This window comes from Streptomyces sp. NPDC051664 (assembly GCF_044453545.1).
Lineage (GTDB): Bacteria > Actinomycetota > Actinomycetes > Streptomycetales > Streptomycetaceae > Streptomyces.
In genome coordinates this window covers 81,110-106,998 of sequence record NZ_JBITCU010000009.1, presented here as the reverse complement: position 1 = coordinate 106,998, position 25,889 = coordinate 81,110, and the positions used below count along the sequence as shown (strand labels likewise).

General features: G+C 68.3%; 21 protein-coding genes, 1 tRNA gene and 3 pseudogenes. 11 read left to right on the top strand and 14 right to left on the bottom strand.

Going from position 1 to position 25,889, the window contains the following annotated elements; all coding sequences use genetic code 11:
- Positions 1-17 precede the first annotated feature (17 nt).
- Complete coding sequence (locus tag ACIA8E_RS18915; protein WP_399299330.1) at positions 18-1,772, bottom strand: class I adenylate-forming enzyme family protein; 1,755 nt, start codon at positions 1,770-1,772, stop codon at positions 18-20.
- A gap of 191 nt (positions 1,773-1,963) precedes the next feature.
- Here ACIA8E_RS18915 and ACIA8E_RS18910 point away from each other — a divergent pair.
- Positions 1,964-2,036, top strand: a tRNA-Arg gene (locus ACIA8E_RS18910).
- A gap of 81 nt (positions 2,037-2,117) precedes the next feature.
- Here the strand turns inward: ACIA8E_RS18910 and ACIA8E_RS18905 are convergent.
- The 5 genes from ACIA8E_RS18905 to ACIA8E_RS18885 form a co-directional block, all read right to left on the bottom strand.
- Positions 2,118-3,245, bottom strand: coding sequence for a tyrosine-type recombinase/integrase (locus ACIA8E_RS18905; protein WP_399299328.1), 1,128 nt, complete (start codon positions 3,243-3,245; stop codon positions 2,118-2,120).
- The gene (locus ACIA8E_RS18900) at positions 3,245-3,454 is read right to left on the bottom strand and encodes an excisionase family DNA-binding protein (protein WP_267004670.1); all 210 of its coding nucleotides are present in this window, start codon (positions 3,452-3,454) and stop codon (positions 3,245-3,247) included. Before ACIA8E_RS18900 ends, ACIA8E_RS18905 begins: the two co-directional genes overlap by 1 nt.
- Before the next feature lie 2 nt (positions 3,455-3,456).
- Positions 3,457-4,869 carry a replication initiator protein RepSA gene (gene repSA / locus ACIA8E_RS18895; RefSeq protein WP_399299706.1) on the bottom strand — a complete coding sequence of 471 codons (1,413 nt, stop codon included), beginning with the start codon at positions 4,867-4,869 and terminating at the stop codon, positions 3,457-3,459.
- 26 nt (positions 4,870-4,895) lie between these two features.
- Entirely contained in the window at positions 4,896-5,150 is a 255-nt protein-coding gene (locus tag ACIA8E_RS18890; RefSeq protein ID WP_399299326.1) for a hypothetical protein, read from the bottom strand.
- A gap of 131 nt (positions 5,151-5,281) precedes the next feature.
- A complete protein-coding gene (locus ACIA8E_RS18885; RefSeq protein WP_399299324.1) occupies positions 5,282-5,533 on the bottom strand; it encodes a hypothetical protein in 252 nt (83 codons plus the stop codon).
- A gap of 174 nt (positions 5,534-5,707) precedes the next feature.
- Here ACIA8E_RS18885 and ACIA8E_RS18880 point away from each other — a divergent pair, with 174 nt between their 5' ends.
- The 3 genes from ACIA8E_RS18880 (at position 5,708) to ACIA8E_RS18870 (ending at position 7,908) form a co-directional block, all read left to right on the top strand.
- Entirely contained in the window at positions 5,708-6,079 is a 372-nt protein-coding gene (locus ACIA8E_RS18880) for a GntR family transcriptional regulator (RefSeq protein ID WP_399299322.1), read from the top strand.
- 156 nt (positions 6,080-6,235) lie between these two features.
- A complete protein-coding gene (locus tag ACIA8E_RS18875) occupies positions 6,236-7,468 on the top strand; it encodes an XRE family transcriptional regulator (protein ID WP_399299321.1) in 1,233 nt (410 codons plus the stop codon).
- Between the two features lie 47 nt (positions 7,469-7,515).
- On the top strand, positions 7,516-7,908 hold the full coding sequence (locus ACIA8E_RS18870) for a hypothetical protein (protein ID WP_399299319.1): 393 nt from the start codon (positions 7,516-7,518) through the stop codon (positions 7,906-7,908).
- Between the two features lie 7 nt (positions 7,909-7,915).
- On the opposite strand, the pseudogene ACIA8E_RS18865 reads toward ACIA8E_RS18870, so the two are convergent.
- Positions 7,916-9,121: pseudogene (locus tag ACIA8E_RS18865) on the bottom strand (IS3 family transposase).
- 742 nt (positions 9,122-9,863) lie between these two features.
- On the opposite strand from ACIA8E_RS18865, the gene ACIA8E_RS18860 reads away from it, so the two are divergent.
- From ACIA8E_RS18860 to ACIA8E_RS18845, 4 genes are all read left to right on the top strand, one after another.
- Positions 9,864-10,409 carry a hypothetical protein gene (locus tag ACIA8E_RS18860; protein WP_399299317.1) on the top strand — a complete coding sequence of 182 codons (546 nt, stop codon included), beginning with the start codon at positions 9,864-9,866 and terminating at the stop codon, positions 10,407-10,409.
- Between the two features lie 206 nt (positions 10,410-10,615).
- Positions 10,616-10,786 (top strand): hypothetical protein, encoded by a 171-nt coding sequence (locus ACIA8E_RS18855; RefSeq protein WP_399299315.1) that lies wholly within the window; start codon positions 10,616-10,618, stop codon positions 10,784-10,786.
- Positions 10,787-11,091: 305 nt separating this feature from the next.
- Positions 11,092-11,325 (top strand): hypothetical protein, encoded by a 234-nt coding sequence (locus ACIA8E_RS18850; protein WP_399299314.1) that lies wholly within the window; start codon positions 11,092-11,094, stop codon positions 11,323-11,325.
- Positions 11,326-12,622: 1,297 nt separating this feature from the next.
- Complete coding sequence (locus ACIA8E_RS18845; protein WP_399299312.1) at positions 12,623-14,506, top strand: Ig-like domain-containing protein; 1,884 nt, start codon at positions 12,623-12,625, stop codon at positions 14,504-14,506.
- Positions 14,507-15,005: 499 nt separating this feature from the next.
- On the opposite strand, the pseudogene ACIA8E_RS18840 reads toward ACIA8E_RS18845, so the two are convergent.
- From ACIA8E_RS18840 to ACIA8E_RS18830, 3 genes and pseudogenes are all read right to left on the bottom strand, one after another.
- A pseudogene (locus ACIA8E_RS18840) lies at positions 15,006-15,650 on the bottom strand (replication initiator); the annotation flags it as partial.
- 128 nt (positions 15,651-15,778) lie between these two features.
- Positions 15,779-16,123 (bottom strand): carotenoid oxygenase family protein, encoded by a 345-nt coding sequence (locus tag ACIA8E_RS18835; RefSeq protein ID WP_399299311.1) that lies wholly within the window; start codon positions 16,121-16,123, stop codon positions 15,779-15,781.
- Positions 16,113-16,667, bottom strand: coding sequence for a hypothetical protein (locus ACIA8E_RS18830; protein ID WP_399299309.1), 555 nt, complete (start codon positions 16,665-16,667; stop codon positions 16,113-16,115). The genes ACIA8E_RS18835 and ACIA8E_RS18830 overlap by 11 nt, the downstream gene beginning before the upstream one ends.
- 90 nt (positions 16,668-16,757) lie before the next feature.
- Here ACIA8E_RS18830 and ACIA8E_RS18825 point away from each other — a divergent pair, with 90 nt between their 5' ends.
- Both ACIA8E_RS18825 and ACIA8E_RS18820 read left to right on the top strand, forming a co-directional pair.
- Positions 16,758-17,270: a PadR family transcriptional regulator gene (locus ACIA8E_RS18825; protein ID WP_399299307.1), complete on the top strand. Its 513-nt coding sequence runs from the start codon at positions 16,758-16,760 to the stop codon at positions 17,268-17,270.
- 1,613 nt (positions 17,271-18,883) lie between these two features.
- Complete coding sequence (locus ACIA8E_RS18820; RefSeq protein ID WP_399299305.1) at positions 18,884-19,396, top strand: hypothetical protein; 513 nt, start codon at positions 18,884-18,886, stop codon at positions 19,394-19,396.
- 21 nt (positions 19,397-19,417) lie between these two features.
- Here the strand turns inward: ACIA8E_RS18820 and ACIA8E_RS18815 are convergent.
- The 4 genes and pseudogenes from ACIA8E_RS18815 to ACIA8E_RS18800 all read right to left on the bottom strand — a co-directional run.
- Positions 19,418-19,691 (bottom strand): annotated as a pseudogene (locus ACIA8E_RS18815) (transposase family protein); the annotation flags it as partial.
- A gap of 173 nt (positions 19,692-19,864) precedes the next feature.
- Complete coding sequence (locus ACIA8E_RS18810) at positions 19,865-20,731, bottom strand: NAD-dependent epimerase/dehydratase family protein (RefSeq protein WP_399299303.1); 867 nt, start codon at positions 20,729-20,731, stop codon at positions 19,865-19,867.
- 114 nt (positions 20,732-20,845) lie between these two features.
- Positions 20,846-21,721, bottom strand: coding sequence for a LysR family transcriptional regulator (locus ACIA8E_RS18805; protein WP_399299301.1), 876 nt, complete (start codon positions 21,719-21,721; stop codon positions 20,846-20,848).
- Between the two features lie 417 nt (positions 21,722-22,138).
- A complete protein-coding gene (locus ACIA8E_RS18800; protein WP_399299299.1) occupies positions 22,139-22,729 on the bottom strand; it encodes a hypothetical protein in 591 nt (196 codons plus the stop codon).
- A gap of 242 nt (positions 22,730-22,971) precedes the next feature.
- Here ACIA8E_RS18800 and ACIA8E_RS18795 point away from each other — a divergent pair, with 242 nt between their 5' ends.
- Complete coding sequence (locus tag ACIA8E_RS18795; protein ID WP_399299297.1) at positions 22,972-25,860, top strand: BTAD domain-containing putative transcriptional regulator; 2,889 nt, start codon at positions 22,972-22,974, stop codon at positions 25,858-25,860.
- Positions 25,861-25,889: the final 29 nt, after the last annotated feature.

Here is a 25,889-nt window from a genome sequence, read left to right as displayed (position 1 = left end):
CTCCCCTGCTACCCGTGCTACCCGCTCTTCGTCCCCCTCCCCCGCACCTCGGCGTCGACCGGCCCGCGCAGTTCACGCTTCAGGATCTTCCCGGTCGGGTTCCGCGGAAGCGGTTCTTCGCGTACGAGGACATGGGCAGGGACCTTGAACGCGGCCAGGGTCCGCCCGACGTGCGCCCGCAGCTCGTCGGCCGTCACCGTGGCGCCGGGCCGCAGTCGGACGACGGCGGCGACCTCCTCGCCGAGGACCGGGTGCGCCACGCCCAGCACCGCCGCGTCCTCGACGTCCGGGTGATCGTGGAGCACGGCCTCGACCTCCACGCAGTACACGTTCTCACCGCCGCGGATCACCATGTCCTTGAGCCGGTCCACGACGCTGACCCGCCCGTCACGCACCAGCGCGAGATCCCCGGTCCGGAACCATCCGTCCGTGAACGCCTCGGCCGTCGCCGCCTCGTCGTGCCAGTAGCCGCGGACCAGTGACTGGCCGCGCAGCCACAGCTCGCCGACCTCGCCGTCGGCCAGTGCCTCACCCGCCGGACCGGCGATCCGCACCTCGGTGGTGGGGGTCGGCCGGCCGACGCTGCCCGGGTGCAGCCGGTAGTCGGCGCCGAAGTTCGCCAGGACGCCGCCGCAGGTCTCGGTCAGCCCGTAGCCGTTGCGCGGCTCGATCCGCTCGCCGTAGCGGACGGTGAGCTGCGCCACCAGGTCGGGCGGAGCGGCGGCCCCGCCGGTGTTCAGCATCTGGAGGCTCGCCAGCTCGTCGCCCGCCCGCTCTGCGGCGGCGAGCAGCCGGAGGGCGGTGGCCGGGACGCCGGCGTAGTGCGTGACGCCGTGCTCCCTGATCAGCCGCAGCGCCTCCTCGTCGTCCCACTTCCGCATGAGCACGAGCGCACCGCCCGCCGCCATCGCCGCGTAGAAGGAGGTGAACGCGGCGACATGGAAGAACGGAAAGGTCATCAGGGTGACCGGCGCGGGCCCCTGTCCCGGAATGATCCCGCGGCGGAGTGCGGAAGCGGTCGCGTGGAACCGCGGGTTGAGTGCGGCGCCCACCTGGGCGAGGTGGGTGGCGACGGCACCCTTGGGCCGTCCGGTGGTACCCGAGGTGTAGATGATCGTCGCATCGTCCTCGGGGCGGATCTCGACCTCGGGCGGTGCGGCGAGCGGGTCGGGCGCGGGCAGGTCCTCGTATCGCTCGGCCCCCTGCGGAACCTCGCCGTCCCGGTGGTGGAAGACGACCACGCGCGCCTCGGTCTTCTCCGCCCACGCGGAGACGCGCGGCAGCCGCTCCCCGTCCACCAGCAGCACCCTCGGTCCGCAGTCGTCGAGCGCGTACGTGAACTCGTCCTCGGTCCACCAGGCGTTGAGCGGCACGGCGACGAGACCGGCCAGCTGCGCGGCCCAGAAGGCGATCTGCCACTCGGGGTGATTACGCATCGCGACGACGGCCCGGTCGCCGGGGCGGAGCCCGTACACCTCGGACAGCCGGCACGCCAGCGCGGACGCGGCGGCGAAGAACTCCGCGTACGAGTAGCTGCGCTCGGCGGCGATCAGGAACGGCTGGTCCCCGAAGGCCCAGGTGGTCTCCACGAATTCGCGAAGGGTCCGGGGCCCGTCCGCGTACACGAGCGCCCCGGCCTGCGGGCAGTCCTGCAACCGCACGACGGCGAACGGGGCTCCGGGCCCGGTCAGCGCCGCCTCGATACGGTCGGCGGCGGACAAGGCACCGGCGTCGGGGGCCGGTTCGGCGGGGATCGGGTCGGTGTGCGGCACGGTCGACCTCTCTAAGCGCTTGCTCAGTACATTCGTGACGCTATGCCCGCCCTCATGCCCCGTCAAGACACCCCGCTCCCCACACCGTGCATGCACGGCAGCACCTTCACCGAACGCACCGCCCGCCTGCCTCCATCACCCCTGCGCCTCATCCGCTACCCTGTCCTGGACTGCCGCCAGCGGCAGGCCCCGCCTTCGTAGCTCAGGGGATAGAGCACCGCTCTCCTAAAGCGGGTGTCGCAGGTTCGAATCCTGCCGGGGGCACGGCACTAAGGGCCAGTTCAAAGGGTTGATCCCCTCGAACTGGCCCTTTCGCGTGATCACGTCCGTGCCACACACGTGCCACTACGTCCCGGCGTCTCCCTGCCGTTTGCGAATCATCGACCCCAGCCGATCGGCGATCGCACGGTCCCGGTCGGCGGTCATGTGCTGATAGATCAGCGCGGCACGGGCGGTGCTGTGCCCCATGCGCGTCATCAGCTCACGCGTGCTCGCCCCAGCAGCGGCCAAGGTGTTTCCCGTGTGCCGCAGATCATGGAAGTGGACATCGGCAGCGATGCCCGCATCCTTGCGCGCCTTGATCCAGTCGTCCCGGAAGTTGCTGCGCCGCAACTGTCCGCCCTGGGGGCCGAGGAAGACGTGACCGTCACGGCCCGCCCCCGCGTAGCGCTCCAGGTGCTCGATGACGTCGGCCAGGATCTCGTCCGGGAAGGCGACGGGGCGGACGCCGGCCGCCGACTTCGGAGCCTTGTCGAAGAGCTTGCCATCCTGCATCTCGGCCTGGGCCCGCTGGACCAGGACCACCCGCCCGGCGGTGTCGATGTCCCGGCGGCGCAGAGACGCCAGCTCACCGAACCGCAGTGTGGTGAAGGCCGCGAGCAGGACGAGCAGCCGGTAGCGCGGCGCCATGGCATCGGCCACCGCGTACACCTCCGCCACGGTCAACACTGGGCGCTCGGGCACGTCGTACCGGTCGGCCCCCTTGACCCGGCAGGGGTTGCGGCGAACGAGTTCATCGTCAACAGCCGTGTTCATGATGGCGCGGAGGACCTGATACGCCTTGACGACCGTCGGCTCCTCCACCCCGGCCGCGAGCAGTTGGCCACGCCCGGCCCGGACACGGGACGTGGTGACGTCGGCCAGAGATCCCGAACCAAACGTCGGCCTGATGTGTAGCCGGATCACTGCCTCGTTCCGTTCCCTGCTGCGGGCAGCCAGCTTGCGGTCCCGCAGCCACGTATCGGCGTATTCGGCGAACGGAACGGCCCGCTGATCCGGGACTTCCCACTGGCCGCGCGAGATGTCGGCCTCAATGTGCGTCAGCGCGACTTCGGCGTCCGTCTTCGTCGCGTAGGTCTGCTCGGCACTGCGCACCTGTCCGGTCACAGGGTCGCGGTACCGAGCCTGCCAACGACCGGACTTGAGTTGCCGGACGGAACCAAAGCGCCGACGGTTGCCCTTCCTGTTGGCCATCAGGCGACCCTCCGAAGGCCAGCCGAGCGAGGAGCGACCGGCTCGAAGGTGTGGGCGTCGATGAAAGCGGTGACGGCTCTCTCGGGGATGCGGACGTGTCGGCCTACCTTCACGAAGGTGATTCGACGTTCCTCGATGAGCCGCCGGGGGAACCGGACGGTGGTGCCGAGGAGTTCGGCGACCTGGTCAACAGTGAGCAGCCGTTCCATGGTCACCACTCCCCCACGGTGTCGAAGGCTTCCAGTTCGGTGCGGTTCTCTCGCGCCAGTTGGCGGTTTTGCCTGATCTCGTTGGCGATGGAGGCGGCGAGCCAGGATTCGCCGGGGGTGTGGCCCTGTCCGGCGTACTCCCAGTGCGCGATCACCAGCGTCGTGTCCTCTCCCGAGCCCTCGGTCGTGTCGTCGTCCTGGTCGAGGGGAGCGAGGCCGCGTTCCCGGCGTTCTTGCTGAGCCCGCCAGTCGGCCCGTGCTCCGCGCAAGGCTCCGAGGGTGGTGGAGTAGCAGGGCGTCTTGGTGGAGAAGTGGCCGCGGAAGCCGAGCATGTGGGACCAGTGAGCGAGCAGTCGTTCCGGGTAGTCGGCGTCCAGGTCCCAGCAGGCTTCGATGAGGCGTCGGGTGTGGTCGGGCAGGTGGGGGTGGAGGTCGAGTTCGCGGAGTTCGCCGATGCGGCGGTCGAGGGTGCCGGTGGTCTCTGCGGCCTTGGTGGCGTATTTGGCGACGTAGGCGCCCACGGCCTGTTCGCTGACGTCGCTCTGGCCTTCAAGTAAGCCGATGGGTTGCACGTCGATCTGTGTTCCCCAGCGCAGGGTCCGGGCGGGGAATCGGCCGGCGGAAGGGACGGGAACCGTGGCGCGTGTGGCGGCTGCCCGGATCGCGTCGTCGAGGAGTTCGACGGTGGCCCAGGCCGGGGCCGGGGTGTCGGGCCCGTCCGGTCCGTCGATGCGGATGACCGCGTGGAAGTGGACCGCGCCGCGCTTTTGGAACTCGGCGACCTTCCCGAACGAGACCCGCGCCTCTTCCTTGCAGACCGCCTGCGTCAGTCCGGCGCGGGCAGCGACCTCACGGCGGAGGTAGATGGTGAAGCGCTGCCAAAGCGCTCCCGCGTGGTTGTTCCACAGCACGGCCCCGGCGTAGTCGTAGCGCTCCGGGCTGATGGCGGTACCGAGGGCGGGATCGTCCACGGCGTGGGCGGTGCCGCAGCGGCAGCGGCCGGAGTCGGGGCGGTTGTGGACCGGGCCGAAGGACGGGGCGGTGAGGGTGGCGAAGACGCGGGGGCGTTCGGCCACGGCGTCGGGAATGCCCTTGCCGCCAACGAGTCCGGCCATGATCAGGTGGTAGGTGTCCCCCGCATAGGTCCAGGCGCACGACGGGCAGCGCGAGGCACGGCGGTTCCCACAGGCGATCCGCAGCCGTCCGCCCGGTTCGCTGCTGGTCGAGTACTCGAAGAACTCGCCCGTTCGCGTGTCCACGGTCTGGGAGTGACCGCTCAGATGGATGGGCTGGGCACAGCCGCCGGTCCGCCGTACCTGCTCCTTCCAGCGCTCGAAGCGCGGGGAGTTGGCGACGCGCAGCATGTCGACCAAGGTCAGGGGATCAACGCCCACGGCAGCCGCGGTGTCAGCCACGGCCGCCGAGGACAGCGCAGGAAGGGTCACGCAGCCACCTCCCCGAGTCGCTCGGTGAGGCCCTCGATCACCGATTCCAGAGCGGCCAGCCGCTCATTGAGCGTGGACGTGGCGGCGGGACGGGTGAAGCCGAGTTCGGCCGGGGTGGCACGGAAGATCGCGCAGAGCAGGACCTGATAGGTCTGTCCCGGGCGGTGGGTGTCGTTCTCCCAGCGGGAGACGAAGACCTTGAGCGAGTTCTCGGCCGCGATGTCCCAGCCCCAGTGATCAGCCAGGAGCATCAGCGCCCGCACCACCCTGACCTGCGACCACCCCCGAGCCAGCCGGGCACGGCCCAACGGCGTATCCGGAGCCCGCAACGCAGGCGGCTGAACCGGAGCGGGACCAGCGACGAGAGGAACGATCGAGGCGTTCATGCAGCCACCGCCTCAGTCAGCGCGGGCAGCGGCTTACCGGTCTCCCAGTCGAACGGCACGGCCACCGGGCAGAGCTCTCGGCCACGGGCGTTGTGCACCAGGACGCCGGTGCCGTCCACCTTGATCCAGTCCGTACCACCGGCGACCCCACACGCCTGACACGGCGACGGGACGACCTGAGCGTCCTCGGTGCGGGACAGCGGAGCGGCTAACAGTGCGGGGTGCAAGACGACGAGCGTCGCGGGCATGATGGAAGCTCCCTTCGAGGGACGAAGGAGGGCGGCGGACTGCTTGGCGGTAGATGCGTCGCCCTCCGGGTTTGCGGCTAACCGCATGACATAGATTGCTATATAGCAGAGTAGGGCGCAAGTGTTAGTGCGGCATAGGCTGTGCTATGTCGCCCTGGTGGGTAGTCTCGGCTCATGACGGTTGAAGCCCACGACCCCAGGTCCAAGAAGGCGCAGATCGCCGACGCCTTGCGCGACGAGATCGCGAGCACCCCGCTCCCGGCGGGGCACCGGCTCGCATCACTGCGTGACCTGGCAGACCGGTTCAAGGTCACGACGGTGACCGTGGGCAACGCGCTCAAGGTGCTTGCAGATGAGGGCGTGATCATCTCTGTGCCGACGCGCGGGTACTTCGTACAGGACCGGCCGAGCGAAGACGGGGCCGGGCAAGACGCCAGCGCTCCGGTTAACCGAGATGAGATCAACGCCATCCACTCCGAAATTCAGCAACTTGCCGCCCGTGTAGCTGAGTTGGAGAAGCGAACCCAGCCCTTGAGCGGTACCTGACAGTGATCCACCTTGCTGTCAGCACAACTGAGTAACTAGGGACAGGCGTGGTGTCACCGGGTGACAGCCTTGGTGCCAACCCCCTGTCACCCCCCGTGTCACCGGCTCTCTGAGTGCCAGACTCGACAGGCAAGCACCCCGACGGGAGGGCAGCACATGAGCGACGAACGGCCGGCATGGGCGCGACGACTTGCCTCCGAGCGAGACGCCCGGCAGTGGTCACAGGCCGAAGTGGTTGCCGCGCTCCGAGCCCACTCGCCGAAGCCGTTGCCGGAAGGCTCCAGCATGGTCCGCCAATGGAAGCGGTGGGAGTCCGGCGAGGTCATGCCGAGCGACTTCTACCAGCCGATCATTGCCGCCACCTTCGGCACCGTGACTCATGCGATCTTCCCCGTCGCTGGGCAGCGGGATGGAAACGCCGAGATCGTCGCGGCGAGCGGCATGGAGACACTGGACATCATCAGCCGGTTGCAGGCATCCGACGTCGACACCGCCACTCTTGACGCACTCCGGATCACCACCGACCGACTGTGCTCGGAGTACCCCTACCTGCCAAGCGGGCAGTTGGCCGCCGAGGGCAGGCAGTGGCTCAAGCACGTTGCCGGGCTTCAGGCCCAACGCCTCACGCTCGCGCAGCACCGCGAAGTGCTCACCCTGTCAGGATGGCTCGCACTCCTAATCGGCTGCGTCGAGTACGACATGGGCGACCGCGCAGCGGCAGAGAGCACCCGCAGGGCAGCCCTGTCCTTAGCTCGTGAGGCGGACAACCCGGAGATCTCCGGCTGGGCCCACGAGATGCGCGCGTGGTTCGCCCTCACGACTGGCGACTACCGCGGAATCCTGGCAGCCTCGCAGGCCGGGACCGACGCGTCCCCCAAGCACGGGGTGGCGGTACAACTTGCCGCCCAGGAGGCGAAGGGGTGGGCACGACTGGGCGACCGGCGGCAAACGGAAGTGGCTTTGGACCGGGGGCGGAAGCTCCTCGAAGGAATGCCGTACCCCGAGAACCTTGACCACCACTTTGTGGTGGACCCGGCGAAGTTCGACTTCTACGCGATGGACTGCTACCGCCTGCTCGGCGAAGACCGATTCGCCGAGAACCTTGCCCACGAAGTGATCCGGGCGGGCACAGACTTCGACGGCTCCGAGCGCTCACCGATGCGCATGGCGGAGGCGCGGATCACCCTTGGCGTGGTGGCAGCCCGACAGGGCGACCTGGACCAGGCCGTCAACTACGGCGAGTGGGCGCTAAAAGGTGACCGCCAGTCTCTGCCTTCTCTGCTCATGGTCAGCCGTGAGCTTGCAGCCATCATCAGTCGCGACTACGCCACGGAGACGGCAGGCCGCGAGTACCTGGATCACCTGACCGCACTCACTCGCACCAGCTAGTGCTGCGACCGGAAATGATCACCGGGTTGCCCTGCGATGATCGGTGTGTGAGCGAGCATGAGTGGCAAGCGTTGACCAAGCCCGAGAAAGCGTTCATGGTCAATTCGTACGAGATCGACATCCTGCCTGGTGCCTGGGCCGATCTCGACGATGCCGATCGGTCCCGGCCAATCAGCGAGCTGGCAGGGATCTTGCTCGCTCTCATCGATCGTGGATGGATAGAGGTTCGTCGAGTCGCGCCGTGGACCTCCCCATCAGGGGAGAACGGATTCCAGCCCGGCGAGCTGGTACCTCGTGATCAGCTCCCGGCGGTCCTCGAAGACGCAGCCAACTGGGAATATCCGGATGCCGTAAACTGGATCGGCGCATTGACCCTGGTCGAGACCGAAGCCGGAAAGAAGATCACCCGTCGCTCCCCGGGCCTTGACCCCGAATCCTGAACACGGGTTATGCGGCTGGTGCCAGCGTAGTTGGTGTGAGGTGGAAGGCGTTCTCGAAGGCGATCGGTGATCGCTGTCCGAGGCGGGAGTGTCGGCGCCGGGTGTTGTAGCGGTGGAGCCATCTGAAGGCGTCGAGTCGGGCCTCGCGCTCGTTGGGCCAGCTCTTTCGTCCCTGCAGGGTCTCGCGTTTGAAGGTCGCGTTGAAGGACTCGGCGAGTGCGTTGTCCGCGCTGGACCCGACCGAGCTCATGCTTCGCCGAACCCCTGCTGACCTGCAGGCTTCAGCGAAGGCCCTGCTCGTGTACTTGGGCTCCGTGGTCGGTGTGCATGATCGATCCGGCGAGGCTGCCGCGGGTGCGGATCGCCGCGGCCAGGGCGTCGGTCACGAGATCCGCGCGCATGTGGTCGGCGATCGCCCAGCCGGCCAGACGGCGCGAAGCGAGGTCGATGACGGTCGCCAGGTAGCAGAACTTCCCGCCGTCGATAGGCAGGTAGGTGATGTCGCCGACGTACTTCGTGTTCGGCTTGCCCGCGGTGAAGTCGCGGCCGATCAGGTCCGGAGCCTTGGCCGCAGCCGGATCGGGGACGGTGGTGCGGTGCCGGCGGCGCAACCGGACCCCTTCGATCCCGGACGCCCGCATGATCCTGGCGACCCGCTTGTGGTTGATCGCCTCTCCGCTCGTCTCGCGGAGCTCGGCGGTGATTCTTGGGGCTCCGTAGGTGCCGTCCGATTCCTGGTGCACCGCCCGTATCCGGGCGGCCAACTTCGCGTCGGCCGCCTGCCGGGCGGCCCGGTCCGCAGCTGTCCGGCGCCAGTAGTAGAAGCTCGAGCGGCTGATGCCGAGGATGCTGCAGAGCCGCTTCACGCCGTAGCGGCGCTGATGGTCGGCGACGCACTGGAAGCGGTTCACCAGCGCGTCTCCCCGGCGAAATACTTGGCGGCCTTCCGCAAGATCTCGCGTTCCTCCTCGAGCTCGCGGACCTTCTTCCGCAGAGCCGCGTTCTCCGCCTCCAGCGGGGCCGGCGGCTGGGCCGGTTCCTGCGTCCGGCGTCCCCGTGGACGGCTTGCTCCGGCAGCCCGGACCCAGTTCCGCAGGGTCTCCGGATTGATCCCCAGATCGGCGGCGACCGACCTGATCGTCGCATCGGGCCGCGACTCGTACAGCGCGACCGCGTCCGCCTTGAACTCCGGCGGGTAGTTCTTCATGACCACGAGATGTCCGTTCTCAGATCCTCAGGATCCAGTGTCTCGTGTGTCCAACATCAGGGGTCAAGGCCCCCCCGAGGAGATGGCCGAGTAGACCGCCGTGGCGGGAATCCTCAGGCCGCAACCGACGCGAGGCGAGTCGGCACCAACCTGGTGCTCGTTTCCGGCCAACGGCATTAGAGCTGTTACAGGTTTCTCTACCTCATCAAGGCTCCTCGCTCCGCTCGTCGCGCGCTCCCCGGCTCACCGCCGGGGCCCTGCGCTCCTGTCTCCGCCCCGCTCTGGGCCCCGGCTACGCCGGTCGCGCAACTAGAGCGAGAGAGCCTGACCGAGGAAAAAACGGAAGGCACAAACATGCCTCCGGCGGGGGCGCTCAGACTCCGGGATGGTCGGGGCGCCGTTCGCGGGTGCCGGCCGGATCGTGGTGAGCGTTGTGGGCTCCCATCCCGACCACCTTCGACCCAGGCGAGCCGAGCAGTCGCGGCCCAGGGCGTCAAGGTCGTTCGTACAGTGGCGCGCTCCACCTTGACGCCCTGAACCACGCCCGCTCCACGATGTGTGGGCCGAAGGCGGACGGGATGGAAGCTGGGGTGAGTGGTGCGTTGGGATGGGGGCGGCGGAAGCCGAATGACCCTGCTGGCCCGCTCGGCCGACAACCGTAGGCGATGGACAGCGCACCCCCGGTCCGCCATGCTGCCCTGGCGATCACGTGCCGACGATGGCTGCGTTGTGTGAGGGGCGGACTTTGGTGGAGCAATTGCAGGTCGAGGCTGTGCCGCCAGAGCACATCCGTTACCGGTGTACGCGTCCTCAACGCGTACTGCCTGTTCTGCCCCTCCTTGTCATCGTCGTGGGCACGACGGTCATCGATTGGATGACCTTGAAGCGCGCCGGGTCTGAGATAGCCGAGCCATTGGGTACGTGGGCCGCCCTGTTGCTCGTGTTCCTGATCATCGGGCAGTACTTCGGCGTCACTCTCACGGAGTCGACGGCCATCGTCCACAGCCTCCGCCGCCGGACCATCCATTGGTCGAACGTCCAGGCCATCCGCGTCGAACGCTTCCAGGGGCTACAGACCGTTGTGATCTACGAAGCGGGTGGCCGTCGTACTCGCCTGCGGGCGCCGATCACCGGGTTCCTCTGCTGGGATCGCGGGTTCGAGGAGAAGTTCCGCACCATCGGCAGGTGGTGGCTGGACCACCGCGGCCCGGATTGGACGCCTGTCGTGCTTCCGGGGGCGCAGTGGAGCGGCCCACCGGTTCCCGACGGGAACCCATTCGCCTCTCCCACGTAGTCGGCGGCTGGTCCACGCACCCTCGGCCGGTGGAGCGCCTGATGGCCCTCGCTGGCCGTTCTGGCTAGAGCTACGAATACAGGAGTTCCCCGTGCCACAACCGCGCCAGATCGGGCGGGGGTCACGGGGAACTGCGGCTACTGACCACGGCCGAAGCTAGTAGCTGCCGAAGTCGGCATCCCACAGCACCTGGCTACCATCTCGGCATGCCCCACATAGGAATCCCTGAACCCGTCGTTGACCTGCTGCCGGGTGTGCTCTTGATGTTCGCCTTGGTGGTGCTCATCAGGGCACTGAGCCCTGGTGCCGGACGGGACGTCAGGACACCGTGGCTCCTCTCTGCGGTGGCGGCGATCATCCTCGCTAAGTTGCTCTGACCCTAGCGATGGGTTGCGTACAGCAGCGAAGTACAGCAAGCACAGCAGCCGCGGCCGACCAGCAGCGGTCTCAGGAGCCCGCTCGACCATCAGCAGCCGTCGCGCCTACAGTTCGCATCGAGAGGTTCATCGTGCCCGCCGCGTGCCCGTTCGGAGGGGTCGCAGCGGGGACTCACGGGGAACATCGGCGCCAACCTCGCTCCGGACCAGATCAGGGAGTCGCCAGGTCAGCGGCCATCCGCATACGGCGTCTTCCAAACTAGGGCGTTAGGCAGGGGACCTTGGAGCCAAGCAGAGGGGACGTAGTGGCTGAATCGCTCATCAGCAGCCTGGAGTGCCACGTGTGCTCGAATGGCCTGATCGTCTTCAGTGCCGACGTCGAAGCGGATCGTGTCCTGCTGGAGTGCGAGGAGTGCATGACCGGCCGGTGGGGGCCAGACGAGGAGCTGCACTTCCTCACGACAGACCTGCTCACTCGGCCTGCAGCCTACGACGAGATCCGGGCGATGGGCTGGAGCCTCCTCATCCAGGCCCCATGAGGCAAGGCTGGGGCCGGTATGGCTGTCTCTGGCCACTCTGCATAGAGCTGCGGATCTGAAGGGGTCCGTGCCACAACCGCGCCAGATCGGGCGGGGACTCACGGGGAACTGCGGCTGCTAGCGGAGACGACGACCAGCAGCCGCCGAAGTCGGCATCCCACAGGTCAGACCGCAACTCGCCCCACCACGCTCCTAAAGCGGGTGTCGCAGGTTCGAATCCTGCCGGGGGCACAAGCGTGACCAGGGGAAACGCCTCGGGCCGGGATGGTCCGGGGCGTTTTGACGGCAATGACCTCAGCCGGTAAGCGGGCGACCGCTACGCGATGCGGGTTGACTGACACCCGAAATTTTCGACATCGAGGGCGGTCCCCGCGTAGTCCCTTCTGAAACCTTTGGAGCAGGCGCAGCGGGCCGTCGACGACCTGTTCTCCACTGGGGTAACGGGCAGTGAACTCGCCGATCCCTGCCCCGACTTCTCGCGGGCACCTCACACCGTCCGGCCGGGGGGAGAACGCCTGTCGGCAGTTGCTGATGGCATGGCTGGGCGCCGGGGTCTGTCGGCTACAAAAAGTCGGGGTCTGTCGGCTACAAAAAAAGGGGAGACAGGCGCTACGCCGAGGAGCGTTGCTCCAGGGGAGAGACTCAACACGCTTCGGTCCGTGGAGTACGGCGACGACGTCCTTGACGCCTCTACGCTGCGGGGTGGCGGATGGGTTTTCGGTCATGGACACCGTTGAATGGGCAGTGGCGATCTTGGCCCTAACGATCTGCTTCGGCCCCGGATCGGTGGACGAGCCGACAGATCCCAGCATGCGAGCGATTTGTGCTGGTGCTGTACGCGCGTTCCGGTAAGGGGACGCATAGAGCGTGCGAATTGCGCCTGTTCAGCTTCCCTGCTGCGGCCCGTGTGGTCTGCACGTCTTTGATCTGGGGGGTCTCGGGTCGGCCGCGCACGGCGCTGGGGGTTGGTTGCCCGGCTTGCCGCAGAGGTGACCTCCCGTCATATCTGTGTGCCTCAGGTTATTCTCCGAGCGATTTCGTGCTCATTTGCGTTGTTTTGGTGATGGTGTAGCGGGTTCTCGCTGCATCCGCTGTGGTCGATTCGGCGTCTGGCAGCGGGTTTTCCCCGTGGAGAGGTGCAGGGCAGATGGTGCTTGGTTCTTTCAGGTCAAGGCCTGTCGGTGAGTTGCGGGGCACGCGGGGGTGGCGGAGTGCGCTGCTTGCCGTCGGCGGCCGCGGGTCCGGGTCGTGGTGGGGGCTCGGGCCGGCGGACGGGCGTAGCCGACGAGGTGCGGCGGTGGCCGCCGCGGTAAGCGCGCTGGTGTCGGGGGTGGGGTTGCTTCCTCCTGCCGTCGCCGCACCGGCGGCTGCGGCTGCGCCGGTGAGTCAGACGTTCAGCTTCACCGGCACGTCGGTGTCGTACACGGTGCCGGCGGGGGTAGTGGTAACCATCACCGCGGACGGCGCGGACGGCACCAGCGCGTGTGGCAACCCGGCGAAGGGCGGGACGGGGGCACGGGTGGTCACGACCCTGCCGCTCACCACCGCCACCACCACCTACACCGTCAACGTCGGCGGCACCGGTGGAACCGCTTGCTCGATCTGGGGCGGCGCCGGCGGGATCACCGGCGGGATCCGAAGCGGCGGCAACGGCGGCGCTGCGGCTCCACTATTCGTTGGCGGTGGTGGGGGTGGGGCGTCCAGTGTGAGTGCCGCGGGCGCGCTGCTGGTCGTCGCCGGTGGGGGCGGAGGCGTCGGCGGCGGGAACGGTGGCAATGGCGGTAACGGGGGGCTGCCGGACGCGACCGCCGGCGCCCCGGGGACGGGGACCGGGCCGGGTGGGGGTGGTGGCGGGGGCAGTACCAGCGCCAGCGCGGGCGGTGGGGGCGGCGGTTCGGCCGAGTCCCCCCACTGTCCCAGCGGTCGCCCCGGCGAGAGCGGGGGCGCCTTCTCCGGTGTCATGGTCGGCGTGGGTGGTACCGGCGGCTCAGGCGGCTGCGGTGACCCGGGCGGTGGGGGCGGTGGGGGCGGTGGGGGCGGTGGGTACTTCGCCGGTGGCGCCGGCGGTGGCGGCAACGGACGACCTGGCCCCTCCGGTGGGGGCAGCGGCGGTGGGGGCAGTAGCTTCGCGACGCCGTCGGGGAAAAAGACGAGTTTCACCCCGTCGCCGGTCGGGACGGCGAACAGCGACGGGCAGATCGCGATCTCCTACACCCTGGCCGACACCACACCCCCGGCCGCACCGGTGATCACCACACCCGGCGACGGCAAGACTCTTGGCGACAGCACTCCGGCTTTCGCCGGGACCGGGGAGGCGGGGAGCACGGTGAGACTGGCCGACGCGGGCAGCACCGTGTGCACCGCGACGGTCGACGCGGCCGGGAAGTGGACCTGCACACCCGCCACCGCGCTGGCCGAGGGTGCACACACCATCACCGCCACCGCCACCGACGAGGCCGGGAACACCAGCCAGGGCGGGTCCATCACCATCATCATCGACACCAAGCCGCCGGCCGCACCGGTGATCACCTCGCCCGGCGACGGCGGGACTCTTGGTGACAGCACTCCGGCTTTCGCCGGGACCGGGGAGGCGGGGAGCACGGTGACGGTGACCGACGCGGGCAGCACCGTCTGCAGCGCGACGGTCGACGCGGCCGGGAAGTGGACCTGCACACCCGCCACCGCGCTGGTCGAGGGCGAACACGCCATCACAGCCACCGCCACCGACGAGGCCGGGAACACCAGCCAGGGCGGGTCCATCACGATCACTATCGCCCCCACTACGCCGGTGATCACCACACCCGCCGACGGCAGCACCCTCAGGCGCTGCAGCGAGCACGGGCACGATGCCGGCGAATGGTCGGGACGAGGCGGTTGCCTGCTGACCTTCACCGGTACCGGTGGACCCGGGAACACCGTCACCGTCACCGAAGGCAAGAAGCAGATCTGCTCGGCCACCGTGAACGATGCCGGGAACTGGAGTTGCACCGGGCGAACGAGGAGTACACGCGGTGAGCACACCTTCATCGCCATCGCCACCGGCTCAACCGGCGCCATCGCCACGAGCGAACCAGTGACCGTCAAACTACGACACAGTCCTCAGGGGTGGCTCCACAGGTCCCTGGTAACGACAGCCCCGGGCGTCCGGGAAAGCGGCGTGATGAACAAGGGGCTCTCCTGATCCGGGGATCGGGGACGGGCGGGACGCCGAGGGTGCCCCGCCCGCGCATGACCGCGGCGGGCCGCCGCCTGGCACGAACGACACCAGGCCGCGGCCCTGCGGGTCCTGAGGTAGCGCTGGGCCTCTCTTGGTTGGGCCCTGTGGGGTCGGTGTGGGGCGCCACATCCAGCGACTGAGGAAGTGCCTGGTCCGCGAGCACGCCGGGCGCGGACTGTAAATCTGCCGGCCTCGACGGATCGCCGTCGTGTATGCGTGCGCCTGCGCGACGTCCCGCTCAGCCGTCACGCGGGCCCTCTACGAGTCGCATGACGGCAGTCTCTGACGGCAACGTCGCCAAACCGGAGCGGTCTTGATCGCATCCCGGGGTACGCACTGCACTGCGCCATAGGTTCGCCGCCCAGGCGAGCAGATGGCGCGGTCGAACTCCTAAAGCGGGTGTCGCAGACGGTGGTGCCGAGGAGTTCGGCGACCTGGTCAACAGTGAGCAGCCGTTCCATGGTCACCACTCCCCCACGGTGTCGAAGGCTTCCAGTTCGGTGCGGTTCTCTCGGGCGAGTTCGCGGTTTTGCCTGATCTCGTTGGCGATGGAGGCGGCGAGCCAGGATTCGCCGGGGGTGTGGCCCTGTCCGGCGTACTCCCAGTGCGCGATGACCAGGGTTGTGTCCTCTGCCTGGTCGTCGTCCTGGTCGAGGGGAGCGAGGCCGCGTTCCCGGCGTTCTTGCTGAGCCCGCCAGTCGGCCCGTGCGCCGCGCAAGGCTCCGAGGGTGGTGGAGTAGCAGGGCGTCTTGGTGGAGAAGTGGCCGCGGAAGCCGAGCATGTGGGACCAGTGAGCGAGCAGCCGGTCCGGGTAGTCGGCGTCCAGGTCCCAGCAGGCTTCGATCAGGCGCCGGGTGTGGTCGGGCAGGCCGGGGTGCATGTCGAGTTCACGGAGCTCGCCAATGCGGCGGTCGAGGGTGCCGGTGGTCTCTGCTGCCTTGGTGGCGTATTTGGCGACGTAGGCGCCCACGGCCTGTTCGCTGACGTCGGTCTGGCCTTCAAGGGCGCCGATGGGCTGCACGTCGATCTGTGTTCCCCAGCGCAGGGTCCGGGCGGGGAATCGGCCGGCAGAAGGGACGGGAACCGTGGCGCGTGCTGCGGCGGCCCGATGCATGCCCGACCCGGCGGCGAGCAGCGGTCAATCACGGGCTCCCACAAGCCCTGCCAGGCTCCCGCCAACCAATGGTTCTCGCAGCGCGATCGCACGGTCCCGGTCGGCGGTCATGTGCTGATAGATCAGCGCGGCACGGGCCGTGCTGTGCCCCATGCGGTGAGGTCGCGGTGGCCCTGGTCGTCGTGGGTCCGGGCCCCGTCGGCGAAGCTGCGGGTACGCACCCAGCGGTTGCGGTACGAGGCGGCCCGGCCGCCCTCCAGCCGGATGCCGTGGATCATGCCGCCGCCGAAGAACCAGTGTCCGGCGGCGGCGTCGGCCGGGTTCGGCCCGTTGCGGAGGTACCAGCCGGCCAGCTCGGCCGAGATCCGCCCGGTCACCGGCAGGTCGTACCCGGTGAGTTCTTCGCCGACCGGAGCGAGTTGCCCGCCGGGTGGGGCCGGGCCTGTTGCGCGGAGATCACCGGACACCGGCCTTGGCTTGGACGTGGGCGATGTAGCGGACGGTGAACATCATCGGGATCGCGAAACCGGCAACCTGGATGAGCGTGGCGAGGGTGGAGTGTGCGTTCCCTGCGTGCGCCACGAAGGCGAGCACTGCAGCGGTCAGGACGAAGGCCGCGGTCCAGACGGCGGTGATGATGACGTTGGTCTGGATGAACGGCTTGAGCCCCCAGACCTCGCGCGGGGTGGTGCGCTTGGCGATGCCCAGCGTGAACGGCTTGCCGATGGCCAGCGAGACCCCGGCGATGACCGCCAGCGTGCCCGACGACAGCGCCGCCGAGTAGTCGTGCACGCCCGAGTCCGGGTTGGCGAAGGCGATGACAGCCAGCACGGCGAAGAAGACCGCGGAGCCGAGCTCGATGATCAGCGCGTCCAATCCGGCACCCGTCCGTACCTGCTGGACGATCACCGCTACCGCAACCACCAGGGCGGCCAGCGCCGCCCACTGCCAGTTCCCCGAGGGCAGCACGGCGAAGATGATCCACGGGAGGAAGGTGCGCAGGTAGGACATGAGGTCTCCGCTTCAGCATTTCCGTTCCGACATGTCAAAACTAGAAGTTCCAATGCAGACATGTCAATAGTGGAATGTAGACTGTGGAGCATGAGCCTTCGACACGCGCTGCTCGGGCTGCTCTCCGAGCGACCCGCCAGCGGCTATGACCTGCTGAAACTGTTCGAGACGTCACTGGCCACCGCCTGGCCGGCGACCCAGAGCCAGATCTACAGCGAGCTGACCAAGCTGGCGGGCACAGGGCTCATCACGGTGGCAGCCGAGGGTCCGCGAGGCCGCAAGGAGTACGCCCTCACCGACGAGGGACTGGCCGAGCTGCGGCACTGGCTGACCGAGACCAAACCGCAGCGGAACACCCGCAGCGACATCCTCCTGCGGGTGTTCTTTCTCGGGGTGCTGACGCCCGAGCAGGCGCGCGGCTACCTCACCGAGCTCATCGAGCTGTCCGATCAGGGGTCCCAGAGTCTGCGCCGACTGGAGGAGTCCGTCGACTGGGATGACGACAATCTTTCGGTCTACGGCCGGATCGCCCTCGAGTACGGCCTGCGGTTCAACACCATGCGCCGCGAGTGGGCCGAGTGGGCAGCCAGCCAGATCACCTGACGGCTGGTGGATCGACGGGAGCGCCGCGCGGACCAGGACTTCCCCGTGGAACCGCCCCTCGGCGACGGCGTCGAGCGCATCGGTCATGGACCACCAGCCGAGCCTGTGGTCCACTTCGGCGGGAGTGAGTCCCTGGAGGGGAAAGCGCGCGTTGAGTTCACGGGCTTCGTAGAGGGTGGACACGAGCGGTGGAGCCCAGGGTGATCGCGTACGGGATGAGCGATCGCCATCGTTCAGCGATCGCTCCCTTCGCGGTCAGGGGTTCCAGAGATGGATGCCATGACTGATCCGTCGGGACGAAATAGAGACGGGGTCCCCCGCCTTCGCTGTGTAGCTGAGCGCACAGGGCAGGGAACCAACCCAGAGCCATCCAGACGCCGCAGCCACTGTCCGCTCGCCGGCCGTCCTTCCCCCAGGTATGCCAGAAGGGTGTCCGGCGTCAGAGAAGTTGCAGGCGAGAGGGGCTAAAAGCAGCCCTCTGTACATCTGCCACTCTCCAGGTGAACAAGCGCATCGGGTCGTATCCGCCTGTCCGCGTCCAGGGGGACGGGGTAAAACCGAGCAGACGCGGCCCATGGCGTCCAGGTCGCTCGTACAGTGGCGCGCTCCACCCTGACGCCCTACCACGCCCGCTCCACGGTGTGTGGGCCAAAGGCGGACGGGATGGAAGCCGGGGCGAGTGGTGGGTTCAGAGGCACATGATTCTGGCGCGTTGGGGAACCGGCAGGTTCGGCACATGCGTCGTCGCCAGAACAACGTCACACAATTACATCAAGAAGGCAGGGCATGGAACCGGATCCCTCGATTTGGGAGTTGCTGTTCGCGTTCCTCTTCGTGGGGATCGTCGCCATTGTGAGGATGTCGTTGATCGTGTTCCCGATCATCGGGGTCGGGATCTGGACTGTGTCGCGAGTGCGCCGCCGACGTAGCCGCGACCGTTAGTCCAGCACCATTGCAACCGCGCCCCACCCGTACACGGTCGGGCGGGGAACGACGGACACTCACGGACAGCGCCCACGAGTACGGCCCCCGACCGATTCACCTGGTCTGGGACCGTTCATCTGCGGTGGGTGTGGGACTTGGACCCACGGTGACATCGCTGCCACGACGGTTTTCAAGACCACCTCGCCAGGTAAGCGCTCAGCCCTCCGACCTCGAACTACGCCCCAAAGGGGTCTGATCGACCGCATACTTGGTCACAGGTTGGCCACGCACCCCACTTCCCCGCCCTACCTGCCGCGGTTGCTGCACAGGGCGGTTGCCGTGGTTGCGGAACTCCGCTGCTGCACTAGCACCGCCGGTCTCGGTACCAGGGCGTTGAAGCAGCCCGCACCAGCGGCTCAACAAGATGGGTGGCAACCGAAATCTTCACATGCGTCTTCACAACTCATTGACAGTTACCCGACTGAATGAATTAAGTTCTGGACCTGTCGGCATGGGGGCGGGCAAGTGAATTCAAGGAGCCCCCTTTCGGGCCGTGCGCCAAGGATTGAGTCTATCCACACCACATCATCAAACTTCAGCATATATACCTGTAGTGCACCTTTTCATTCGCGTAGAACAGCGGGCCTCGCCTATTGAGCCCATGCTGCACAGATCCCTGGAGAGTCTCGATGAACCGTCCTGCGTGCGCTCTTCTTGCGATGCTTTTTCTGCTGGCAGCATGTGACTTCCCGTCCTCCTCGCCAGCGAAGGCGGAGCACAGCAGCAAGCTTGGTTCCGGTGCCCACTCTCCGAACCCTCGTCAGGCGGAGGTAGAAAAAGTTCAGGCTGTACTTACACCTCGGATCAACTTCCTCGCCGAGACCTACGGGGAAGGAACAGGATCTCCTTGCAGTTCTGCCACATCGAAACTCTTCACGAAATCGTGCGCCGAAATGGTGGACGCCGTGCGTGACCTTGCCGACGGCATTCTGGAAAGCATTGACGGGAAGCAAGGGTTCGGAACTCTGCGCAGAGTATCAATTGCAGCCCAAGATTCCGCTGCGAGTTACAAGAAATTGTCTTGTGGCACGCTACCTACGAGCCTCGACGTGCAAGAAGAATGCCGTAAGAGCGGGGCCGTAATAGCCCAGTCTCCCGCAGATTTTCATGACGGCGTGAACCTTGGGCTCGCTGGTTTGTGAAATCCCGCAGCCGTAACGGGTGCCGGCCTCGGCGAGAGCGTCGATGATGCCGTGCTCGCGTCCGGCCCGGACATCGTGACGGCACCGGCCATGGGCCGGTGCAGCCCAGAGGAGACGGCCCACGGCCCTTCGGGTCGGCTACGACCTGCACGTTCATGCCGTGCTTCTTGTGTCTGCCCGAGTAGAAGGGACGGTCGGCAGCGATCCGGTCGATAGGCAGAAGTGTTCCGTCCACGATCAGATGCGCCTTCCTCGACGACGCGGCCCGTACTGCTTCGGCGAGCGTGGGGGCGAGGGGGCCAGGAGCGGCGGATGCCGCGGTCCGCCGGCGCGCGCGGGCGGACGTAGGCGGGCCGCTTTGACATCAGAAATGGTGAACAGCGTTGGCGTCGAACAGACTTGAACGGCGTCTGTCCTCTCGGCCGGAGCCACCACAGGGCCTGCACGGGCGAACTTTTCCCCGATGGTTCAGTCCTGGGCGAGTTCTGCCAGGGCATCGAGACGGGTGGGTGTCCAGCCGAGCTCCCGGTGAGCCCGGGCGCCGGTGAACTGCTGGTCGAGGGCGAACGCCTCGGCGATCGGGCCCATCCGCTGCACGGCCTCGTCGATGGTCAGCGAGTCGATCCTGCCAGGGCATCCGGCGGCGTGGCTGAGGGCTCGGGTGACGTCCGCCAGCGGGAGGTTCTGGCCGCTGACCCCGGCGTAGACGGAACCGGCCGGGGCGTTCAGGGCCAGGACGTACAGCTCGGCGATGTCGTCGACGTGGACCAGCGCCCAGTGGTTGGTGCCGTCCCCGATACAGGGCACGGCACCTGCGGTGCGCCCCGGCTCGACGAAGAACGACTGCACCAGTCCGCCGGAGCGGCCGTAGACCAGCCCTGGCATCACGACCACCGGGCGCTCTCCGGTCACGGCCCGTGCGAGCACGCGCTTCTCGTTCTCCAGCCGCCAGGCGGTGATGCGCGGCGGGCTCAGCGGGGCGTCCTCGTCGACGACACCGTCAGTGTCTCCGTACACCCACACCCCACCGGTGTGCACATAGGGGCCGCTTCCCACGCCGTCCTGCAATGCCTCCGCCGCTCCGCGGTCGACGTCCACCGTGCCCTCGGCGTAGTCCACCCCGAGATGGATGACCCCGTCGGCCCGGCGGGCCGCCTCCCGAAGGACATCGATGTCGGTGAGCGCCCCCGCAACCGGGGTGGCACCGAGGTCCGCCACGGTGCGCGCCGCGTGCTCGCTGCGCGCCAGCGCCATTACCTCGATGCCGTGCCGGATCAGCGCCTGAATGGTGGAGCGGCCGATGTAGCCGGAGCCACCCGTGATGAAGACCTGCATAGCCCTCACTGTCCTTGTCGATGGCGGCGGGGGATTCCGTCGCTCCTCCACCCTGGCCCCGTGCCGCGGCCGGTGTCCAAGACCTCTTTTGTCAGCGGTGATGTCCCCAGGGCATCAGTGCTGAACAGCGGCGATGTCGGCGAACTCAGCGAGCAGAGGGGAGCGGCGGCCGGCGCTCCAGGCAAGGCAGACCTCGTTGGGGCCGATGTCGTCGATCGGCACATGCGCGACATCGGTATGGGTGTAATAGGCCGCGGTGGACAGCGGCAGGACGAGGACGCCCCCGGACGTCGCGACGTGTTCCAGCTTCTCCTCGACGGTGGCGAAAGAGGGCCGCGGCCCGGCCTCCTCGCCGCCGGTCCGCTCGGGAAGGTCACGCCACTCGGGGACGGCGTCGGGGTCCTGCAGCAGTCGCTCGGGCGCCAGATCCGCGATGACGATGGATTCCTTGCCCGCCAGCCGGTGGTCCGCCGGCAGTACGGCGACGCGGGGCTCCCGGAAGAGCGCGCGCAGCTCCAGGCCGCGATGATCGACGGGCAGCCGTACGAAGCTCACGTCGAGAAGCCCCTCGTGCACCCCTTGGACCTGGTCGCCCCAGGAAGTTCGCACCACCTGCACACTCAGCTCGGGATGCCTGGCGGAGAAGGCGCGGACCGCGCCGGTCACAGTGATACCGGGCATGAAGCCGACAGTGAACGCCGAAGATCCGTGGGCGGCCTTCTGTACCCGGTGGCACAGAGCCTGCGCGGTGGCCAGCAGGGGGCGCGCGTCTTCCAGCAGTTGACGGCCGGCGGCCGTCAACTCGGTGTTCTGCTTGTTCCTGGTGAACAGCTGCGCGCGCAGCTCCTGCTCCAGTGCGCGGATCTGCCGGGACAGCACCGGTTGCGTGATGTGCAGCCGCTCGGCGGCCCGGCCGAAGTGCAACTCCTCGGCCACAACCACGAAATAGCGCATCTTGCGCAGGTCGACATCCACGGCATCTCCCACCATGCAGACGCTATGTCTCAGCCTAGTTCGTCCGGACCGGGAACCAGGCCGTACTTTCACTCGGCTCCACAGCGAACAGCCCCCGGCCGCTTGAGTGACGGCCCTGGGCGGACGCGACTGCGGGCCGTCGGCGAGGGGGCAGCCTCTGGGCCGTCCCTGGGCCGTGCATGAGCGCTCGGCAGCGACCGACGGCGACGACCGGTGGCAGGCCGGCTACCCAGCCGGGTCGGCGAACGTCCAGGTCGCAGGCCTGGGCTGCTCCTTCCTCTTCGGCACGGTATGCCTCGTACTCGGTGCGATGGGTGTTATGGGTCCCGCATGACCAGCGATGCCCCGGCCTGTCTCGAGTGCAGCCGGTCCATGGAGCCCGTTGGCCTCCCACTCTGCAGGCGGGAGGACGGCGTCCGACGGGCCTGTCGGTCACTGTGGAGGTGTACCAGTAGGCACATCTGGCGGAAGCGGGCCGCCGGTGTGCCGGGTCTCGCGGATCAACCGGTACGACTCCCCGCCCAGCCGGATCCGGTCCTCGTCGCCCACGTGGCAGCCGAAGCGTTCCGGGAGGCCGCGCAGGTACGCGACGGCGGGGCCGGTGAAGCGGACCCTGCCGTTGCCGAGGTGGGTGATGCCTTCGGGCTCGGCGAGCGCGGCGAGCCAGGTGGCGTGGTCCCGGTGCACCTCGGCGGTGTACGTGGCGTCGGAGCCGGCTCGCTGTTCCAGGGCGAACAGGACGTCCCCGTAGCGGGCGTGATCGAGGACGGCGCGCACGGCCTCCTCGACACTCAACAGGCCGGCGTCCACCTGGTCGTTGGCGAAGACGCGGCCGGGGCGGGCTCGGGCATACGCGAACCAGGTCCCCGCACGGGACGGGATGACGTAGCCGACCGGATAGCCACCGGGGAGCCCGTCGTCCACGCATACGTACACGATCTCCGCGGCATCGCTCCGCTCACGTGTGAGGAAGAGCCTCCGCTGTTTCAGCATTCTCGTGAGAGACCTGTCGATGACGGTCACGTCCGTGTTCCTTCCTCTTCCTTCCTCGGGGGGCGGCGGCCCTTCCCCCCGCCAACGGCCGCCGCCCGGCACAGCGCGCCCTCCAATGCTTCCCCGCGGCTGAACCCCGGGGTTTTGATGGGCACTTGCAAACCTTGGCGGCACACGCTGCAATGCCAATGAAATTCTGATGATGCGCGGAGCGGAGGGTTCGAGTGGGCGCGGGCTCTTGTCGACGGCTCCGGCTTGCCGTGCTCGGGCCGGTGCGGGCCTGGCGTGGCGGGGCGCAGCTGCCCCTGGGGCCCGTCCGGCGACAGGCCGTGCTGGTCGCTCTGGCGCTGCGTCCGGGCTTCCTGGTGAGTCACGAGCAGTTGCTCGACGGGGTCTGGGGGGCCGAGCCACCGAGAACCGGCCGCAAGGTACTGCCCAGCTACATCTACGAGTTGCGGCAGACCCTCGACGCGGAGGGCACGGGGCCTGCGGATTCGGTGATCCGCGGGGAAGGGGGCGGGTACCGCCTCGTCGTCGACGATGTCCAGCTCGATGCGGCGGACCTGGCCGAGCACGTCGAGGGCGCTCGGCGCGCGAAGGCGTCCGGCGATCCGGCCACCGCGGTGGACCGGTTGTCGGCCGCACTCGCCCTGTTCGACGGCGAGCCGCTGGCTGGGCTGCCCGGACCGTTCGCCGACGTCGAACGGCAGCGGCTGCTGGAGCGCCTGCTCAGGGTTCGGGTGGAACGGCTCGAGTGCTTGGTTCTGCTCGGCCGATTCGCCGATGCCCTGGACGGTCTCGCCGCCCTGTCGGCGGCCAGTCCGTACGACGAGTCGCTGGTGGCGTTGCGCATGCGCGCCCTGTACGGCAGCGAACGTCAGGCGGAGGCCCTGACCGTCTGTCAGGACATGTGCGAGCGACTGCGCGACGAGCTCGGGGTCGATCCTGGTGATGAGCTCCGTCGGGTACATGAAGCGGTGCTGCGCCGGGACGACGAACTCCTCCTCGGTCGAGCCACGGCGCGCTCCGCCGCTCCTTCCACCCGGGCCCGGCTCGGCCGCACGGTCAATGAACTGCCGGGCGACTCCGGCCGTCTGATCGGGCGGGAGGCCGAGATGGCGCAGCTGATCGCTCCTTCCGCGCCCGGATCCGTATCGATCGTCACGGTGGACGGTACGGCCGGGGTCGGCAAGACCGCGCTCGTCGTGCGCGCGGCCCGGGAGCTCAGCGCCCATTACCCGGACGGCTGCCTGTTCGCTGACCTGCGCGCGCACAGCACGCAGCGGCGGCAATCGCCGGAGCAGGCGCTGCAGCGGCTGCTGCGATCGCTCGGCGCGGCCAACGGCGAGTTGCCGAGCGACCTCGAAGAGCTCACCGCCGTCTGGCGCGCGACAACGAGCCCGCTGCGACTGCTCCTCGTACTGGACGACGCCCTGGACGCCGACCAGATACGACCGCTGCTGCCGGCAGGGGCGGGAAGCAGGGTGCTGGTGGCCGGCCGACGACGGCTGGCCGAACTCGACGCCGACCGACGGGTCACCCTGGAGCCCCTGGACAGCGGGGACGCGGTGTCCCTGCTCACGCACATCATCGGAGAGGAGCGTGCGGGCAGGGAGCCGGAGGCGACGCATCAGCTGGTCGGGCTCTGCGACGGGCTGCCGCTGGCACTGCGCATCGCCGGGTCGCGGCTGCAGAACCGCAGCACCTGGACAGTGGGGTACCTGGCGGGCCGCATGGCAGGCGATGAGCACCGGCTCGGCGAGCTGAGCGTCGGGGATCGCAGCGTGGAGGCGGCCTTCACCCTGTCGTACGAACATCTCGCACCCGAGCAGCAGCGCGGATTCCGCGCCCTGGGCCTGGCGCCGACGGTCGAGTTCGACGTGCTGGCGTCGGCGGCCATGCTCGATGGGCCGTCCCACGCCACGGAGCAGATCCTGGAAAGCCTGGTCGACACGAGTCTGCTGCAGCAGCCGCGTCCGGGCCGCTACCGACTGCACGACCTGGTTCGCGTGCACGCACGACACCTCGCGGAAGCCGCGCCCGCCGAAGCCGCCGCCGCACGCACAGCCGCACTCCGCCTCTATCTGGACGCGGCCCGGATCGCCAGTGACTGGGGCTCCCGCGGCTTCCCCACCGGACCTCAGCCCGATGGAGCACCGTTCGCGACCTGGCAGGAGGCGGAAGCCTGGCTGGACGCGGCGGGTGGAGAGCTCGCCGACGTCGTCGGACATGCCGCGGCCCTCGGCGAAGCCGACTACGCCTGCTGGATCGCCGAGGCGCTGGTCGACTACTTCGTACGGCAGGGCCGCTATCACGAGTGCCAGACAGCTCTTGAGATCGCACTCGACCACGTGGACGAGGCAACCGACGAGCGGATGGCCGTCGCACTGCGGAACTGCTTGGGCTACACCGCGGTATACCAACGCAGGTACACGCAGGCGCGCACCTGCTTCACCGAAGCACTGGACCTCGGCCGACGCCGCCCCGACCCGTGCGAAGAGGCCCGGACTCTCGCCGGGCTGGGGGCTCTCGACCTGAGTGTGGGCGACGGTGACCGGGCGATTCGCCATGTCACCGCGGCGGTGGACCTGGCCGAGCGACTGGGCAACGACTGGGTCGCCTCGATGGCACTCGTCATCCTCGGCCTCGCCCACTACTTCAGGAAACGGAACGACGAGGCTCTGGCCTGCTTCGCCGACGCCCATAGCCACGCCGAGACGGACGGCAGACCGCGCATGCTCGGCAGGCCGCTGAGCTGCGCCGCCGACGTCCACCTCCGCCTCGGCCACTACGGTGAGGCCAAGAGGCTGTACCGCGAGGCGATCCACCTGGTCGAGCAGGGCGGGGACATATTCCTCTGCGCACGCAGCCTGACCCGGCTCGGTACGGCGGAGCAGGGCGAGGGAAACCCGATCGCGGCCATCGCCCTCCATCACCAGGCTCTCCTTCAGCACCAGTTGCTGAACCCACTCACCGACCCCAGCCACGACTGGCTGGAGATGGACATCCGTTCCCGTCTGGGCCGCGCCTACCTGGCGACAGGCCACGTCCGCGAGGCGCGCGAGCAGTTCCAGGCCGTGCTCGACGTGCACGGCGCCCGTACACACGGCGCTGACCGTGCACCGGCGGCTGAAGGACTCAAAGGCCGCGAGCCCCGGTAGACGGCCATGCCACGAACGGACGGCCGCAC

What these genes read in the sequence shown, in the direction of transcription:
- ACIA8E_RS18855 (WP_399299315.1), top strand. Translation starts at nt 10,616, where the DNA reads ATGCCCCACATAGGAATCCCTGAACCCGTCGTTGACCTGCTGCCGGGT.
- ACIA8E_RS18905 (WP_399299328.1), bottom strand. Translation starts at nt 3,245, where the DNA reads ATGGCCAACAGGAAGGGCAACCGTCGGCGCTTTGGTTCCGTCCGGCAA.
- ACIA8E_RS18875 (WP_399299321.1), top strand. Translation starts at nt 6,236, where the DNA reads ATGAGCGACGAACGGCCGGCATGGGCGCGACGACTTGCCTCCGAGCGA.
- ACIA8E_RS18890 (WP_399299326.1), bottom strand. Translation starts at nt 5,150, where the DNA reads ATGCTCCTGGCTGATCACTGGGGCTGGGACATCGCGGCCGAGAACTCG.
- ACIA8E_RS18810 (WP_399299303.1), bottom strand. Translation starts at nt 20,731, where the DNA reads ATGCAGGTCTTCATCACGGGTGGCTCCGGCTACATCGGCCGCTCCACC.
- ACIA8E_RS18880 (WP_399299322.1), top strand. Translation starts at nt 5,708, where the DNA reads ATGACGGTTGAAGCCCACGACCCCAGGTCCAAGAAGGCGCAGATCGCC.
- ACIA8E_RS18900 (WP_267004670.1), bottom strand. Translation starts at nt 3,454, where the DNA reads ATGGAACGGCTGCTCACTGTTGACCAGGTCGCCGAACTCCTCGGCACC.
- ACIA8E_RS18830 (WP_399299309.1), bottom strand. Translation starts at nt 16,667, where the DNA reads ATGTCCTACCTGCGCACCTTCCTCCCGTGGATCATCTTCGCCGTGCTG.
- ACIA8E_RS18825 (WP_399299307.1), top strand. Translation starts at nt 16,758, where the DNA reads ATGAGCCTTCGACACGCGCTGCTCGGGCTGCTCTCCGAGCGACCCGCC.
- ACIA8E_RS18885 (WP_399299324.1), bottom strand. Translation starts at nt 5,533, where the DNA reads ATGCCCGCGACGCTCGTCGTCTTGCACCCCGCACTGTTAGCCGCTCCG.
- ACIA8E_RS18820 (WP_399299305.1), top strand. Translation starts at nt 18,884, where the DNA reads ATGAACCGTCCTGCGTGCGCTCTTCTTGCGATGCTTTTTCTGCTGGCA.
- ACIA8E_RS18805 (WP_399299301.1), bottom strand. Translation starts at nt 21,721, where the DNA reads ATGGTGGGAGATGCCGTGGATGTCGACCTGCGCAAGATGCGCTATTTC.